This is a genomic window from Serratia sp. CY47280, from assembly GCF_052168655.1.
In the GTDB taxonomy this organism is placed as follows: domain Bacteria; phylum Pseudomonadota; class Gammaproteobacteria; order Enterobacterales; family Enterobacteriaceae; genus Serratia; species Serratia bockelmannii.
The window spans coordinates 448612-463781 of sequence record NZ_JBJNMG010000003.1; the positions used below are offsets into that span (position 1 = coordinate 448612).

Genomic DNA, 15170 nt, shown 5'->3' on the forward strand with positions numbered 1-15170 from the left:
ACAGCGTCCGGCGGCGTTTATCGGCTGACTCTCGGTATCGATCAGTTATTGATGAACTTCTCGCCCAGTTCGATATCTTTGTGCAGCACGTCCAGCATCTCGTTCAGCGCTTTCTGCTCGAAGGCGCTCAGGGTGCCGATATCTTTACGCTCTTCAACGCCGTTCTTGCCCAGCACCAGCGGCTGCGCGAAGAAGCGAGCGTATTTGCCGTCGCCTTCAACGTAAGCGCATTCCACAACGCCTTTTTCGCCCTGCAGCGCACGCACCAGAGACAGACCGAAACGTGCGGCCGCCTGGCCCATGGACAGCGTTGCAGACCCGCCGCCGGCTTTGGCTTCTACCACTTCGGTACCGGCGTTCTGAATGCGTTTGGTCAGATCCGCCACTTCCTGATCGGTGAAGCTCACACCAGGGATCTGCGACAGCAGAGGCAGAATGGTCACGCCAGAGTGGCCGCCGATAACCGGCACGTTCAGCTCTTCCGGCTGCTTGCCTTTCAGCTCGGCCACGAAGGTGTTGGAACGGATGATATCCAGCGAAGTCACGCCGAACAGTTTGTTCTTGTCGTAAACGCCGGCTTTTTTCAGCACTTCCGCCGCGATGGCGACCGTGGTGTTAACCGGGTTGGTGATGATGCCGATGCAGGCTTTCGGGCAGGTTTTCGCCACTTGCTCAATCAGGTTACGCACGATGCCGGCGTTAACGTTGAACAGATCAGAGCGATCCATGCCTGGCTTACGGGCCACGCCGGCGGAAATCAGCACCACGTCCGCACCGTGCAGAGCCGGGGTCGCGTCTTCGCCGCTGAAGCCTTTAATTTTAACTGCGGTTGGGATGTGGCTTAAGTCGACGGCAACGCCTGGGGTAACGGGGGCAATGTCGTAGAGAGAGAGTTCAGAACCTGAAGGAAGCTGGGTTTTGAGTAGAAGGGCGAGGGCCTGGCCGATACCGCCAGCAGCACCGAGAACTGCAACTTTCATCCTATACTCCTTTATTATCTTAAATATATAAAGCGCCGTGAATGTGTTGGTTACGGACCTTGAGTCATTACACCTTTTAAAACAATAAATTAGCCAATTCTTGCCTGCAGGTGTAATAAAACGGCCGCTGTCGTGCCCATTTTAGATTAAATCGCTTGCGCATGAAGGGCATAGCGCACACTAATCAAAAATAGTGCGAGGTTATTCACGAGCAAGTTAACCGGCCGTTACATTACACCCTTACGCAACATCAGAACAACATCATTTTAATAACATTTTATTTACCACCGTAGGCCGATTTTCCGTCGTCAAAAGGGCATATTCATCGCGGCCGGATTTTGTTAAAATGCCGCCCTTTCCTCGCCGCCCGGTCTTTTTTATTTTCTTTGGGGCGGCCTTTGTTGCATAAAAATTCATCTATATGCATAATCATGACTTCCACTATCAACATTCCACGGTGCAAAATGCGTAATCCCGCAAAACAGGAAGATCTGATCAAGACGTTCAAAGCGTTATTGAAAGAAGAAAAATTCAGTTCTCAAGGCGAGATCGTTTTGGCGCTGCAAGAAGAAGGCTTCGAAAACATTAACCAATCCAAAGTATCGCGCATGCTGACCAAGTTCGGCGCGGTACGTACGCGCAATGCCAAAATGGAAATGGTGTATTGCCTTCCTGCCGAACTCGGCGTGCCGACCACCACCAGCCCGTTGAAGAATCTGGTGCTGGACGTCGACCATAACGACGCCGTCGTGGTGATCCATACCAGCCCGGGCGCCGCGCAGCTGATCGCCCGCCTGCTCGACTCACTGGGTAAATCCCAGGGCATCCTCGGCACGATTGCCGGCGACGATACCATTTTCGTCACCCCGTCCAGCGGCTTTACCGCTCAGAAGCTGCATGAAGCGATCCTGGGCGTGTTTGAGCAAGAGCTGTGAAACCTGGCGCTAACAAAGTGCGGCTACCTTCCGCATTTTGTTAGCGCTTCTTTAACCCTCGCGTTACCTCCCCGGCCTTTAACCGCGTTTAACACTGCTTTTTTATCCCGCAGCAACACATTTCCATGACATCGCCATGTAACCAGCAGTACCCACTGTGATCTTCCGCACTTTTGGTTAAAAGCACTTACCTTATTGAAATTACATAAATTTAACATCAAAAGATCGTTTTATGAGCGTTTTTTATTCCTTGCAGTTATAAAAAATAAGGATCATAAGGTTAAAGTTTCACTAGCAACTGTTAGCGAACTATTAATTTTTCGCGTTACTAGCTGTATACTCATTTTCGTGAACTGAATCACAGTTCGTTGGAACTGATAAAAGAATACGATGAGGTGAGATGATGAAAATTAAAGCTACCGTTGCAACCCTGAGCGTTCTGTCCATGCTTTCATTTGGTGCATTCGCAGCACAATCTGTTGATGCAACCCAGGCCGCACAACTGCAACCCGCCGGTGTGATCACCGTGAGTGGCGTCGCCGCTGCGCCTTCCGACATTCGCCAGGCACTGTCTGACAAAGCTGACGCCAAAGGGGCGACCGCTTACCGCGTGATCGAAGCGCGCAACGACGGCAACTTCCACGCGACCGCTGAAATCTACAAATAAGTAACGACATTACCCGGCAACGGGCAATACATCTCTGGAATCAAACGCTGTCATAACGGCCTTCAAGAATAAAAATCGCTGCCAAGCCCTTCCAGGCTGTTATGACCAAGGATCGCTATCATGAACATGAAAACTACGCTTGCTGCACTCGGTCTGCTGTCCGTCATCTCCTTCGGCGCATCTGCCGCCCAGTTGGTGACTAACGATCAGACCGCCAATCTGCAATCTATCGGCACCATTACCGTCAGCGGTATCGACGGCGCACCGACCGACATTCGCCAGGCGCTGTCGGAGAAAGCCGACGCTAAAGGCGCGACCGCCTACCGCGTGATCGAAGCGCGTAACGAAGGCAACTACCACGCCACCGCCGAGATTTACAAATAACAACTCTGGGAACGGCTTTGCAGAGCTGATTACCCTCGTCACTGCCACTGCCGAGTTCTGACGCAAACGCCGATTTCCCAGAGACCCTCTCGTCGTCCTATCCGACGAACCCCGTTGCCCTCGCTCGCGAGGGCTTTTTTATGGGCGTAAAAAAGGCCGCAAATGCGGCCCTTAGAGTGGCTTATGCTACTGAACAATCAGTAGGTCACCTTCGGTTCCTGCTTTTTCGCCAGCGCGTCCAGCAGGCGATCGTGAATGCCGCCAAAACCGCCGTTGCTCATCACCAGAATGTGGTCGCCCGGCTGTGCGGTTTTCACCACCATGTCCACCAGCGTGTCGAGATCCGCGCTCCAGTGCGCCGGCTGCACACAGGCATCAGCCACTTCCGCTACCTGCCATGGAATGTGATGCGGCTGGAACAGGAACACTTCGTCGGCGCGGCCGAGCGAAGGCGCCAGATCGTTTTTGCTGATGCCCATTTTCATGGTGTTGGATCGCGGTTCCAGCACCGCCAGAATGCGCGCCGTGCCGCCGACCTTGCCGCGCAATGCGGCTAGGGTGGCCAGGATCGCGGTCGGGTGGTGCGCGAAGTCGTCGTAAACCGTGACGCCGTTGGCTTCGCCACGCAGCTCCAGGCGGCGGCGGGCGTTGATGAAATCGCCCAACGCGCGGCAGGCGTCCTCCGGCTGCACGCCAACGTGGCGAGTCGCGGCGATGGCCATCAGGCCGTTATGCATGTTGTGCTCGCCCACCAGCGCCCAGTTCACTTCGCCAACCTGCTCGCCGTCGAGGAACACCGCGTAATGACTGGCGTCCGGCGTCAGCTTCTGCGCACGCCAGGTACCCTCTTCGCCCACCAGCTCCTGTTCGCTCCAGCAGCCCATCGCCATCACCTGCTTCAGGTGGCTGTCGTTGTCCGGCAGGATGATCTTGCCTTTGCCCGGCACCAGGCGCACCAAGTGGTGGAACTGTTTCTGGATGGCTTTCAGATCGTCGAAGATATCGGCGTGGTCGAACTCCAGGTTGTTCATGATCAGCGTGCGCGGGCTGTAGTGCACGAACTTGGAGCGCTTGTCGAAGAACGCGCAGTCATACTCGTCGGCCTCGATCACGAAGAACGGGCTGCCGCCGAGGCGCGCCGAGACGTCGAAGTTGCCCGGCACGCCGCCGATGACGAAGCCCGGCTGGTAGCCGCAGGCTTCGAGGATCCAGGTCGCCATGCCGGCGGTGGTGGTTTTACCGTGGGTGCCGGCGACCGCCAGTACCCAGCGATCGCGCAACACGGCGTCGTGCAGCCACTGCGGGCCGGAAACGTAAGGGATGCCACGCTCCAGCACCGCCTCCACGCACGGGTTGCCGCGCGTCATGGCGTTGCCGATGATCACCAGATCCGGCGCCGGATCCAACTGGGCTGGATCATAACCCTGAATAAGATCGATCCCCTGGTTCTCCAGCAGCGTGCTCATCGGCGGATAGACGTTGGCGTCCGAACCGGTGACGTCATGCCCCAGTGAACGCGCCAGCATCGCCAGCCCGCCCATAAAGGTGCCACAGATCCCAAGAATGTGAATGCGCATAGGTTTCTCATGTGAGTGCATCGAATGTCGGCATATTCTAACGCTCAGAATCGTCCAGAAGAAATGGATTTGCCTATGAATGGCGCGCATCTTTGGGCTACACTGCTCGCGAAAACGTTGGCGGTTTGTTAACAGGCCGCTATCCATCCGTAGATTCAGGGATTGTGTCATGAAAACGTTAGGCGAATTTATCGTCGAGAAACAGCACGACTTCTCGCACGCCACCGGCGAGCTGACCGCGTTACTTTCTGCCATTAAACTGGGCGCCAAAATCATCCACCGCGACATCAACAAGGCTGGCCTGGTTGATATTCTGGGGACCAGCGGGGTGTCCAACGTACAGGGCGAAGTTCAGATGAAACTGGACCTGTACGCGAACGAAAAACTGAAAGCGGCGTTGAAAGCGCGTGGTGAAGTTGCGGGTATCGCTTCCGAAGAAGAAGATGAAATCGTGATATTCGACGGCGAGCGTGCTGAAAATGCCAAGTATGTCGTATTGATGGATCCGTTGGACGGTTCGTCCAACATCGATGTCAACGTCTCGGTCGGTACGATTTTCTCTATCTACCGTCGCATCACGCCGGTCGGCACGCCGGTGACCGAAGAGGACTTCCTGCAGCCGGGCAGCGCCCAGGTCGCAGCGGGTTATGTGGTTTACGGTTCGTCCACCATGCTGGTGTACACCACTGGTTACGGTGTCCACGCCTTTACTTACGACCCGTCTCTGGGCGTGTTCTGCCTCTCCCACGAGAAAGTACGCTTCCCGGCGAGCGGCAACATGTATTCCATCAACGAAGGCAACTACATCAAGTTCCCTCTCGGCGTGAAGAAATACATCAAGTACTGCCAAGAGCAGGATGAAGCGACGCAGCGCCCTTACACCTCGCGCTACATCGGTTCTCTGGTGGCGGACTTCCACCGCAACCTGCTGAAAGGCGGCATCTACATCTACCCAAGCACCGCCAGCCATCCGCAAGGCAAGCTGCGCCTGCTGTACGAATGCAACCCGATGGCGTTCCTGGCCGAACAGGCCGGCGGTAAAGCCAGCGACGGCAAAAACCGCATTCTGGACATCACGCCGGTGAAACTGCACCAGCGCGCGCCATTCTTCGTCGGCACCAAGTCGATGGTAGAAGACGCAGAACGCTTCATCGCCGAAAACCCGGACGAGTAACGCGTTTCTGGCAAGGGTTCGGCACCGCGCCGAACCCTTATCGCCTTACAGCTTGAACGCCGCCATGCTCTGCGCCAGCAGCTGAGCCTGATCTTCCAGCGAGCGCGTTGCCGCCGCCGACTCTTCAACCAGCGCCGCATTCTGCTGCGCCACCTGATCCATCTGCGCCACCGCCAGGTTTACCTGTTCGATACCGCTGCTTTGTTCGCGCGTCGCCGCCGAGATCTCACGCATCAACGCCGTCACCCGGCCCACTTCACCGGTGATGCCGCTCATGGTCTGCGCGGCCGACTCCACCATCTGTTCGCCTTCCTGCACCCGGTTCTGCGACGCTTCAATCAGCCCTTTAATCTCTTTCGCCGACTGGGCGCTACGCTGCGCCAGACTGCGCACTTCACCGGCCACCACCGCGAAACCGCGGCCTTGCTCGCCGGCACGCGCCGCTTCCACCGCCGCGTTCAGCGCCAGGATATTGGTCTGGAAGGCGATGCCGTCCATCACGCTGATGATGTCGGCGATGCGGCGCGAACTGTCGGTGATCGCCTGCATCTTGCTCATCACCTGGCTGACCACGTCACTGCCCTGGTTGGCGATATCGGACACGCTCAGCGCCAGTTGGTTGGCCTGCTCGCAGTTCTCGGCGTTCATTTTCACCGTCGAAGTCAGCTGTTCCATGCTGGCGGCGGTCTCTTCCAGCGAAGCGGCCGACTCTTCGGTACGCTGCGCCAGATGCAGGTTACCGGCCGCCAGTTCGCGTGAACCGGTGTCGATCTGGCTGCTGGCATCGCGCACTTTGCTGACCGAACTGGCCAACGCCTGCTGCATACGCTGCATCGCCCGCACCAGGCGGCCCATCTCAGTATCGCCCTCGCCGCGGATCTCATGGGTCAGATCGCCGCCGGCGATGTGTTCCAACTGCGCGATGGACTCGTCCAACGGGCGCAAAATGATCACGCGCAGCGCGAACCAGGCCAGCACCGCCAGCAGCACGCTGAGCAGGCCCGCCACCACGATCAACGAGATCTTGGTGCTGGCGTTGTTTTCCGCGTCATACACCTGCTTTTCGCCGAGCTTCATGGCAAAGCTGCGGAAATCGCTGAGATCCTTTTCAAACGCGATGCTCAGCGCAGAGATGCGGGTCTCCTGAATATGGTAATACTCATCGATTTTGCCGGCCTTGATGGCGGCAGCCATCGGCTTCACGCCCTGCTCGAGGTAGGCGCGATAGCTGTTTTGCAGACGATTGGAGAGTTCGCGGCCGCGATCGGTCACGGTGCCGACGCCGACAAAGCGCGCCATTTCCTTGTTTGACTGATCGAGGTAACCGTAGATGCGGCCCACGGTGGCGTCGGACACATCGATCTGGCCGATCTCCCGTTGGCGCACCGCCAACGAAGCGGCGGTTCGGGCGCGCAGCGTCAGGTTGGAGCTGTTGGCCAGCGAGCCCAGCTCTTCACCGAGGATCTGGTTCAAGGTATGGATCGATCGCGATCCTTCGTTAATCGCGTTGACGCCAATAACGCTGACCATGATCAGCAACATGGTCATTAGGCTCAGCAGGGCGATCAGCCCAGCCTTCACCGTAATCTTTTTTAGCATGAGTTCTTCCCGGCTTCAGAAATTGTGAGATCAGACGTAGTAGGGGTGGCAAAACGCGGAGCCAGCTTTGCTAGCTCATTATTGTTTGTTGAAGTTATCGGCAGGCGAAGGCAAAACTTCATGCCGCGGCGGGATTAATCTGGAAATTATCCCTGCGCCGGCACACTGGGTTTTCGACGATGAAAAGGGCAGGAAATCGCAAAAGAGTCCGCTATAATAGCCGCCACTCCATTTCTGGTTTGATGATTAAAGGAAACCGACATGAGCTTGAATCTGGTCCCTGCTGGCAAAGACCTGCCGGAAGACATCTACGTAGTAATCGAAATCCCGGCCAACGCCGATCCAATCAAATACGAAATCGACAAAGAAACCGGCGCGCTGTTCGTTGACCGTTTCATGTCCACCGCGATGTTCTACCCGTGCAACTACGGCTACATCAACCACACCCTGTCTCTGGACGGTGACCCGGTTGACGTGCTGGTCCCAACCCCATACCCGCTGCAGCCGGGCTCCGTGATCCGCTGCCGTCCGGTTGGCGTACTGAAGATGACCGACGAAGCCGGTGAAGACGCCAAGCTGGTTGCGGTACCACACAGCAAGCTGACCAAAGAGTACGATCACGTGAAAGACGTGAACGACCTGCCGGAACTGCTGAAAGCCCAGATCGCTCACTTCTTCGAGCACTACAAAGATCTGGAAAAAGGCAAATGGGTGAAAGTGGAAGGCTGGGCAGACGCTGCCGCGGCTAAAGCGGAAATCATCGCCTCCTTCGAACGCGCTGCCAAGAAGTAATTCCAGCCGCCGTCCGATGAAAAAACACCGCTCATTGAGCGGTGTTTTTTTTCTTACTGTTCTTCGAGACGCTTCAGCCAGTCACCGCTGGTAATCCGCGGGTAACCGTCCACGCTGTGTTTGTACAGGTAGATCCACGCACTCCCATAAGGCGTCTGAATCAGCTCGCGCTTATAGTCCTTGGTGTTGCTTTTCAGTTCGTCCAGCTCTGCCAGAATCGATGAGTTAATACGATACACCTCGCAATGTATCGTGCCCTCTCCAGGGATCGCCGCCGGGTAATGGCCCAGATTATAAATCTGATAGCCTTCGAGCTCGTGCTCGCCGAGCCATTGGGCGTTGGTCATCCAATGGCTGTTTCCCTGTTTGCGCCGTAAACTGCCGTAGACAATTATTCGCATCGCTAAAACTCAAACTGATAGAGCAAATCTAATGCCTGGTCGAGACCAGACACCGCTTCAAGATACAACTTAGGCATCAGGCGATAACGCAACGTCAGCGTGGCCAGCGAGTCGAAAATGCCCACCCCATATTTTACTTGTAAGCCTGGGAGGACATAGCCGCTCACGACAACCTGGGAATTGTCGCCAACCCCTTGAGTGTCCAGAGCCAAATTACTCACGCCGAATGCCTCGCCGATTTTACCCACAAGTTGACCACTTTGTGCAACCCCCATGCCGATTAACATCGACGTCATGGCGTTGCCGTCGGCGCCGGAGCTGCTCAAGCCCTGGCCGCGCAGCAGATAAGACAAGGCTTCCTGTTGCGATTTGGCCGGATCGGAGAACACTTCCAGCTTCGGTGCATCCGCCAGGCCGGTCACGCGCACGCCGGCAGTCACGTCGTCCTCGGTGGATTCCGGGTTGCGGATCGCTTCAATATTGAGCAGCGGCTGATCCGGCGGGCCGGAGAACATCAGCTGCCCTTTACGCACGATCAAATCCTGACCATAAGCATGGAAGCGACCGGAAGGGATGTCAATCTGGCCGTTGAGGCCCAGCCCTTTCTTGTCCTGTACCACTTTCAAATCGCCCTTCAAGCGGGCTTTCAGGCCGAAGGCGTCCAGCCGCACGTCATTGCCGACGTGGATCATCAGGTTGCTGTTGATCGGGATCGAAGCGGTCTTCGGCTGAATCGGCTTCAGCTGATCGTCCAGCATCACCTCGTCGGAAGAGACGCCCACCGCGCTTTCCGGCAGCTCCTGCACCGTAATGCGCGCCCAAGGGATATCGACCTTGCCGTTGAGCGAGAACAGCTGCGGCGTGGCTTCGAACACCAGATCCGGCGACACGTCGATGCGGATCATCGGCGGCACCGTCACCCGCAGCTTGTCGCCCTTGGCGGCAATGCGCGCACGCCAGGCGTTGATGTCACGCCAGTCTGCATCGCCCGCCAGATTCAGCTGGCCGCGGGTGGTGCTGAGCAGCCCCTCCAGCGTCGAGGTCATGCCGTTGAAATTCACCGCCAGCCGCGCGTCGGTCATATCGAACGGCATCCAGTGCCCCTGCACCTTCGCCCGATCCAACGCCAGACGCCCGAACACCAGCGGCTTCTGCGCGCTGCCGCCCAGACGCAGGTTGGCATTCAGCATGCCCGCTGCACTTTCGCCCTTCATCAGCGCCGGGTTGATCAGCGCCAGCGAGATGTTGGTGATATTGACGTTGCCGCTGATGGTGCGCCGCACCTGCGGATCCACCACCTGGATATTGCCGTCAAACTGGCCGTTGTTGGTCAGTTTGATCCGCCAGTCGGCCTGCGCGCGGCCGTTGTTCAGGCCGGCGTTGAGGGTCAGCGTATCGAAAGCGATAGGCAGCGCGTTGCCCTGCACCTGCTGTACCACCTTGACGCCGTTGCCGGCCAGCGTGACTTTCGCCTCCGGCAGCGCGCCGCCCGGTTTCCAGCTGACGTCGGCCCGGCCGGTGAACACGCCGCTCAGGGCGGTTTCCGGGCCGAGAAACGGCTTGATCATCGCCAGGTCGAACCGATTGAGCACCACGCTAGCCTGGCCGCTCTGGCCGGCTTCAATGGTCTTCGGCACGCACAGCTCGGCGTTCGGGTTCTGCCAACAGTGCGGCCCGATGCTGATTTTCTGCGCGGTGTTCAGGTAATCCAGCGCGATGGCTCGCGTCAGGCGCCACTCCCCTACCGGCGTATCGAAGCGGGTATTGTTCAGATTGCCGCGCCAGCGCTGCTGCTGACGATCGAAGCTGCCCTGCAGCGCCAGCTGGCCGGAGACCGGTTTGCCGTCGATCTTCAACTGCAGCTGATGCTGCTTCTCGCTGCCTTTGGCGTCGAGGGTCAGCAGGCTGACTTCCAGCGCGTCCTGCTTCAGCTGCTCGACGCGTACCGCCAACTGCCCCTGGATCTGATCCGTGGAGCGCACGTCGCCGTCTATTTTCACGCGGTTGATGCGCAGCGCCTGCCACTGCAAGCCGGAGGCGGTCAAATCCGCCAGCAGCTGCGGCGCCTGCAGATTGCCGCGCAGTTTCAACAGCCCTTTGGCGGTGCCGCCCAGGCCCGGCAGCGCGCCGTCCAGACGCGGCGCGTCGATGTTGGCGTCCAGGTTCCAGCTTTTCTCATCCAGCTGCCCTTTGACGTTCAGCTGGTTGCGCCCCAGCGTCAGATCGATGCCGGGGATTTTCCACTGCCCGGCGGCGTTGCCGCTCAGCGTACCGCGCGCCGTGACCTTGTTCTGCTTCACGTTGCCGTCCAGCTGCAGCACCGGCACCTGCAGCTGCCAGCTGCCGCCGTGCAGGCTGCCGCGCGTGGTGATCTTGCCATCCAGCTTCGCCGGCCATTCCGGCCACTGCTTGGCGGTATTGATGCCGCTCAGCGTCAATTGCGAGTTCCAGCTGATGGCCTTGCTCCAGTCCACCAGCGCAGTGAGATCGGTATTGCCCTGCAGCGCCGCCAGCCGCAGGCGCTCCAGCTTGAACTGCTCAACGTTGCCTTTGCCGTCCAGCGTCAGCACCGCCGGCGGCAGATCCTGGCCTTTCAGATTGGCGCGTGTCGACAGCGCATAGTCGGTCGCCTTGCCGTTAAAGCGCAGACGAAAATCGTTGACCTGGTACTGCGCCTCGCCGCTCAGCGGCCATTTCAGCTGTTTGCTCTGCAACGTCAGCGCCAGCGGCAGGCCGGCTTCGGCCAGCCGGGTTTGCACATCGAGCTGGGCGCCGACCGGGCCGGACAGGTTCAGCGCGACCTTCAGCTCATCACGCAGCCCGCCACCGATGTTCAGCTTCACCTTCTCGCCCTTCAGCGGTTCGATGTTCAGCGCGCTGTTGGCGGTCAGGGCCACCGGCCAGTCGCCGGTCAGGGTCGCCTGCCCCTGCACCGACAGCGTGCCCTGCGGCGACTTCACGTCGAAGTTGTCCAGTTGGATATGCTGATCCTGCGTGCTGGCCTGCAGCAACAGACTCGTGATCAGCACGTCGGTATCGCCGGTCAAGCGCAGCTGTTCGCCGCTGATCTCTTTGACGGTGATATCCAGCGGCAGGCGGATGTCCGGCAGATCCGGCAACAGCGGTTTGGCGAACAGTTCCTTCAGCGTTTCGCCGAGCGGCTTCTCTTCCGGCTGCGGCGCCGGTTTCGCCGCGTCGGTAACCTGCTCACCGACCTTTTTCGCTACCTCAACCGCCGGTTGCACCGCTTCCGGCAACGGATTTTGCGGCGTTTTCGGCAAGGCGATCAGCAACGAGCCGATCTTGGTTGGCATCAGCGTCAGCGCGCGCTCTTGCCACTGTGCGCCGGTGCGGAACTCGGCCAGAGAAATGGCGGTGTCGTCGACGGTGACCTTGATGTTGTTCAGCGCCAACAGGCGCAGGGTGATCGGATAAGGGGTGCTGAGATTGGTGGTCGGCTCACTGCTCTCCTCCACCGGCGTGGAGGGCGCCATCTCTTTGGTGTTCACCGCCACGTCCACGTCCTGAGCGGTCAAGGCGTTGACGCACAGCGAGCTGCGTTTAAAGCAGGAGAGATCGAGGGACAGATGGAATTGCCCAGCGTTGACCGTCACGCCCGGCATCTGATACTTCACGCCCTTCAGCGTCAGATCGCGCCAGCCGCCGCTGACGCCGGCGATCTCCAGCCCCGGCACCCAGCGCGCCGCGCCGTTGATGACCATATGCAAACCGGTGGTAGTGCCCACCAGAAAGGCCAGCCCGCCGATCAGCAACAGCAGGACGACCAGAAATCCGAGACAAATCTTTTTAACCAGGCTCATAGTTCAGGCCCCAAACCGATGTAGAACTGCATCCCGTGAGTGTCCTTGTCTCCCACGGGCGCGGCGATATCCAACTTCACCGGCCCCACCGGCGACTGCCAGCGCACGCCGACACCGGCGCCGGTCTTGAAGTTGCTTTTCTTGATATCGTTCACCGCTTCACCGGAATCGACGAACATTGCCCCCCACCATTTGCCGGTCACGTTGTATTGATACTCCAGCGAGCCGGTCAGCATCTTGGAGGCGCCGGTCAGCTTGCCATCGTCGCCGCGCGGCGAAATGTCTTTGTACTTGTAGCCGCGAATGCTGCGGTCACCGCCGGCGAAGAAGCGCAAATCCGGCGGCACCTTGTCGAAGTCGTTGGTTTCTATCCATCCCACCTGCCCGCGCGCCACGAAACGATGCTTGTCGGCAAGCGTGCGGATCCAGACGTTTTGCGCCTGCATCAGCGCGAAGTCCACGCCGGAGCCCCAGGTGGTGTCGGACACGTCGATGGAGTAGCGTTGGCTGTCGCCCCAGGTCGGCATCAGGCCACCGCGTGAGCGGGTGCGGTTGAAGCTGACGCCAGGGTACAACAGCATGGTAGTGTTGCTGACGTTGCCCTGGGTAAAGTTATCCCAGCGCCAGGTCAGGTTGATCGCCCGCTGCCAGCCGCTGGAGAGATCCCAGTTGCGCGAGGCCACCACTTTGGAGGTCACGGATTTGGTGTCGTTAAGATCGACGTTCTTGAGCCCGCCCTGCAGCAGGTAATACTGCTCCAGCGGATTCTTCAGCAGCGGGATCTTATAGGTCAGATCCAGTTGCTGCTCCGGCGCCGACACGCTAGCGCTGGTTTCCAGGCTGTGGCCGCGATCGTTGAGCCAGGGCTTTTTCCAGGTGCCTTTCACCCGCGGGCCGACGTCGGTGGAGTAACCGATACCGGTTTCGATGGTATTGCGCGTACGCGGCGTTACCAGCGCGTCCAACGGCAAAATCTTGTTCTCTTTGGCATCGTTGAAATCAGGGGACACCACCACCGAGTTGAACCAGTTGGTAGCGGACAAACGGCGGTTCAGCTCGGCCAAATCCTCCGAACTGTAGTAATCCCCCTGATGAAAGGGCACCAGATTTTGCAGATAGTCTTCGCGGATTTGCGAACCGGTGAATTTCACCTTGCCGAAGCGGTAACGTTCGCCGCTGTTGAAATCGATGTCCCAAAACGCCTTGTGCAGATCTTCGGCCACGCCGAGCTGGCTTTTGGTCATGTCGGCGTCGAAATAGCCTTTGCGCAGCGCCAGGCCGGTGAGCGAGCCTTTGAAACTGTCATACTTGCCGTGGTTGAGGATCTCGCCGATGGTCGGCCGCCCCTTCTTTACCAGCGTCAGGTAGTCTTCATCGGTCTTCGCGCCGCCCTCCAGCACGATATTGGCGCCGGCGATACGCACCGGCTCGCCCGGATTGACCTTGGCATGCAGCACCGGGCGCGACATTCCCGGTCGGTCGTCCAGCGTAAACTCGATGGTCGGCTGGTAATAGCCGAGCGCGCGCAGCCCCTGGCGCACCGCCTCATCCACCCGCGCGCGGAAGCGGCCGTCGGTGCCGACCTCTTCAGGCGTGATCGACGACAGCCGCACTCGGACGTTTTTTTCCAACTCTCCGCTTAACCCCTCCACCTGCAGCCGCACGTTCGCCGCATAGGCCGCAGGTGCCGCAAGCAACACAGATATCAAGCACATGACCGGGTACTTTGGCACGTGTTCTCCTTATTGATTTTACTTTCCTGTTATGGTGTTTGCTCCGGGGCCAGGGCAGACTCCGCGCTATCATGACGGCAGCCCTCTTCAACCTTATTCCGGACGCCACCCGCCGCGCTTTGCCACCGCCGCGCAACAGGCGAATTCTTCACTTTTGGCGCTCAAAATACTGCGTTAAGCTTATACAAAATCCAACTTGCCACTTATTGTGGGCAAAGACGCGGTGAGATACAACCGAACCGCCGCCATGTAGGGTCAATTCTTACTGTGACAACAGGAGTCAACCGTGGTGCCATTTTTTGATAAATCACAAACCGTCGATAAGGCAAGCGCGCTGCCTGGCCGCACCACGCCAATGCCTGTCGCAACGCTCAACGTGGTCACCGAACACTCGATGACCCAGGTGCCGGCAGGCATGGAAGTGGCGATCTTCGCCATGGGCTGTTTCTGGGGCGTCGAGCGTCTGTTCTGGCAGCAGCCGGGCGTCTACAGCACCGCCGCCGGCTACAGCGGCGGCTATACGCCGAACCCGACCTACCGCGAAGTGTGCAGCGGCCAGACCGGCCACGCCGAAGTGGTGCGCGTGGTGTTCGATCCGCAGGTCGTCAGCTACAAACAGCTGCTGCAGGTATTCTGGGAAAATCACGATCCGGCGCAGGGCATGCGCCAGGGCGGCGACGTCGGCACTCAGTACCGCTCGGCGATTTATACGCTGAGCCCAGAGCAGCAGGCCGAGGCGGAAAGCAGCCTGCAACGCTTCCAGCAGGCGATGGACGCGGCGGGCGACAAGCGCGTCATCACCACCGAGATCGCGCCGGCGCTGCCGTTCTATTATGCGGAAGACGATCATCAGCAGTACCTGTTCAAAAACCCGGAAGGTTACTGCGGGCTGGGCGGCATCGGCGTTTGCCTGCCGCCGCAGGGCTGATTTGATGCCGGCCGGCGGCACTTTTTTAACCGCTGGCGGCCCCTGTGGGGCAACTGCTATACTATGCGGGCCGCTTCTGCGGCCCGATAGCTTCCCTTCTGGTTGTTATCGCTGCTTTTTTTACTATGTACTACCCTTCCTCAAGAGCGCCGTCATCCCGTCGGCACGTATGGATAGAT

At 58.7% G+C, this 15170-nt stretch carries 12 protein-coding genes; 6 read left to right on the forward strand and 6 right to left on the reverse strand.

What is annotated here, in order from left to right:
• Window positions 1–41: 41 nt before the first annotated feature.
• The gene (gene mdh, locus ACJ8J4_RS16410) at window positions 42–980 is read right to left on the reverse strand and encodes a malate dehydrogenase (RefSeq protein ID WP_004933569.1); all 939 of its coding nucleotides are present in this window, start codon (window positions 978–980) and stop codon (window positions 42–44) included.
• Between the two features lie 464 nt (window positions 981–1444).
• Between mdh and argR the strand changes: the two genes are divergently transcribed.
• From argR to yhcN (ACJ8J4_RS16425), 3 genes are all read left to right on the forward strand, one after another.
• Window positions 1445–1915 carry a transcriptional regulator ArgR gene (gene argR / locus ACJ8J4_RS16415; RefSeq protein WP_016929335.1) on the forward strand — a complete coding sequence of 157 codons (471 nt, stop codon included), beginning with the start codon at window positions 1445–1447 and terminating at the stop codon, window positions 1913–1915.
• Window positions 1916–2318: 403 nt separating this feature from the next.
• Window positions 2319–2582: a peroxide/acid stress response protein YhcN gene (yhcN, locus tag ACJ8J4_RS16420; protein ID WP_025305043.1), complete on the forward strand. Its 264-nt coding sequence runs from the start codon at window positions 2319–2321 to the stop codon at window positions 2580–2582.
• 120 nt (window positions 2583–2702) lie between these two features.
• A complete protein-coding gene (gene yhcN / locus ACJ8J4_RS16425) occupies window positions 2703–2966 on the forward strand; it encodes a peroxide/acid stress response protein YhcN (RefSeq protein ID WP_025305042.1) in 264 nt (87 codons plus the stop codon).
• A 197-nt stretch (window positions 2967–3163) separates the two neighbouring features.
• Here the strand turns inward: yhcN (ACJ8J4_RS16425) and mpl are convergent, their stop codons facing one another.
• Window positions 3164–4543 carry a UDP-N-acetylmuramate:L-alanyl-gamma-D-glutamyl-meso-diaminopimelate ligase gene (gene mpl / locus ACJ8J4_RS16430; protein ID WP_197759421.1) on the reverse strand — a complete coding sequence of 460 codons (1380 nt, stop codon included), beginning with the start codon at window positions 4541–4543 and terminating at the stop codon, window positions 3164–3166.
• 169 nt (window positions 4544–4712) lie between these two features.
• Between mpl and fbp the strand changes: the two genes are divergently transcribed.
• A complete protein-coding gene (fbp, locus tag ACJ8J4_RS16435; RefSeq protein ID WP_004933587.1) occupies window positions 4713–5717 on the forward strand; it encodes a class 1 fructose-bisphosphatase in 1005 nt (334 codons plus the stop codon).
• A 45-nt stretch (window positions 5718–5762) separates the two neighbouring features.
• On the opposite strand, the gene ACJ8J4_RS16440 is transcribed toward fbp, so the two are convergent.
• Window positions 5763–7316, reverse strand: a complete 1554-nt coding sequence (locus ACJ8J4_RS16440; RefSeq protein WP_025305040.1) for a methyl-accepting chemotaxis protein — start codon at window positions 7314–7316, stop codon at window positions 5763–5765.
• A gap of 261 nt (window positions 7317–7577) precedes the next feature.
• Between ACJ8J4_RS16440 and ppa the strand changes: the two genes are divergently transcribed.
• Complete coding sequence (gene ppa, locus ACJ8J4_RS16445) at window positions 7578–8108, forward strand: inorganic diphosphatase (RefSeq protein WP_004933594.1); 531 nt, start codon at window positions 7578–7580, stop codon at window positions 8106–8108.
• A gap of 53 nt (window positions 8109–8161) precedes the next feature.
• Here ppa and ACJ8J4_RS16450 read toward each other — a convergent pair whose 3' ends face one another.
• Genes ACJ8J4_RS16450 through tamA form a run of 3 tightly spaced genes read right to left on the reverse strand, consistent with a single transcriptional unit; the run spans window position 8162 to window position 14045 of the window.
• Entirely contained in the window at window positions 8162–8509 is a 348-nt protein-coding gene (locus ACJ8J4_RS16450; RefSeq protein WP_025159589.1) for a gamma-glutamylcyclotransferase family protein, read from the reverse strand.
• 2 nt (window positions 8510–8511) lie between these two features.
• A complete protein-coding gene (gene tamB / locus ACJ8J4_RS16455; RefSeq protein ID WP_060433988.1) occupies window positions 8512–12330 on the reverse strand; it encodes an autotransporter assembly complex protein TamB in 3819 nt (1272 codons plus the stop codon).
• On the reverse strand, window positions 12327–14045 hold the full coding sequence (gene tamA / locus ACJ8J4_RS16460) for an autotransporter assembly complex protein TamA (protein ID WP_169540592.1): 1719 nt from the start codon (window positions 14043–14045) through the stop codon (window positions 12327–12329). The genes tamB and tamA overlap by 4 nt, the downstream gene beginning before the upstream one ends.
• Window positions 14046–14349: 304 nt before the next feature.
• Between tamA and msrA the strand changes: the two genes are divergently transcribed.
• On the forward strand, window positions 14350–14991 hold the full coding sequence (gene msrA / locus ACJ8J4_RS16465; RefSeq protein ID WP_043139288.1) for a peptide-methionine (S)-S-oxide reductase MsrA: 642 nt from the start codon (window positions 14350–14352) through the stop codon (window positions 14989–14991).
• The last annotated feature ends 179 nt before the right edge of the window (window positions 14992–15170 follow it).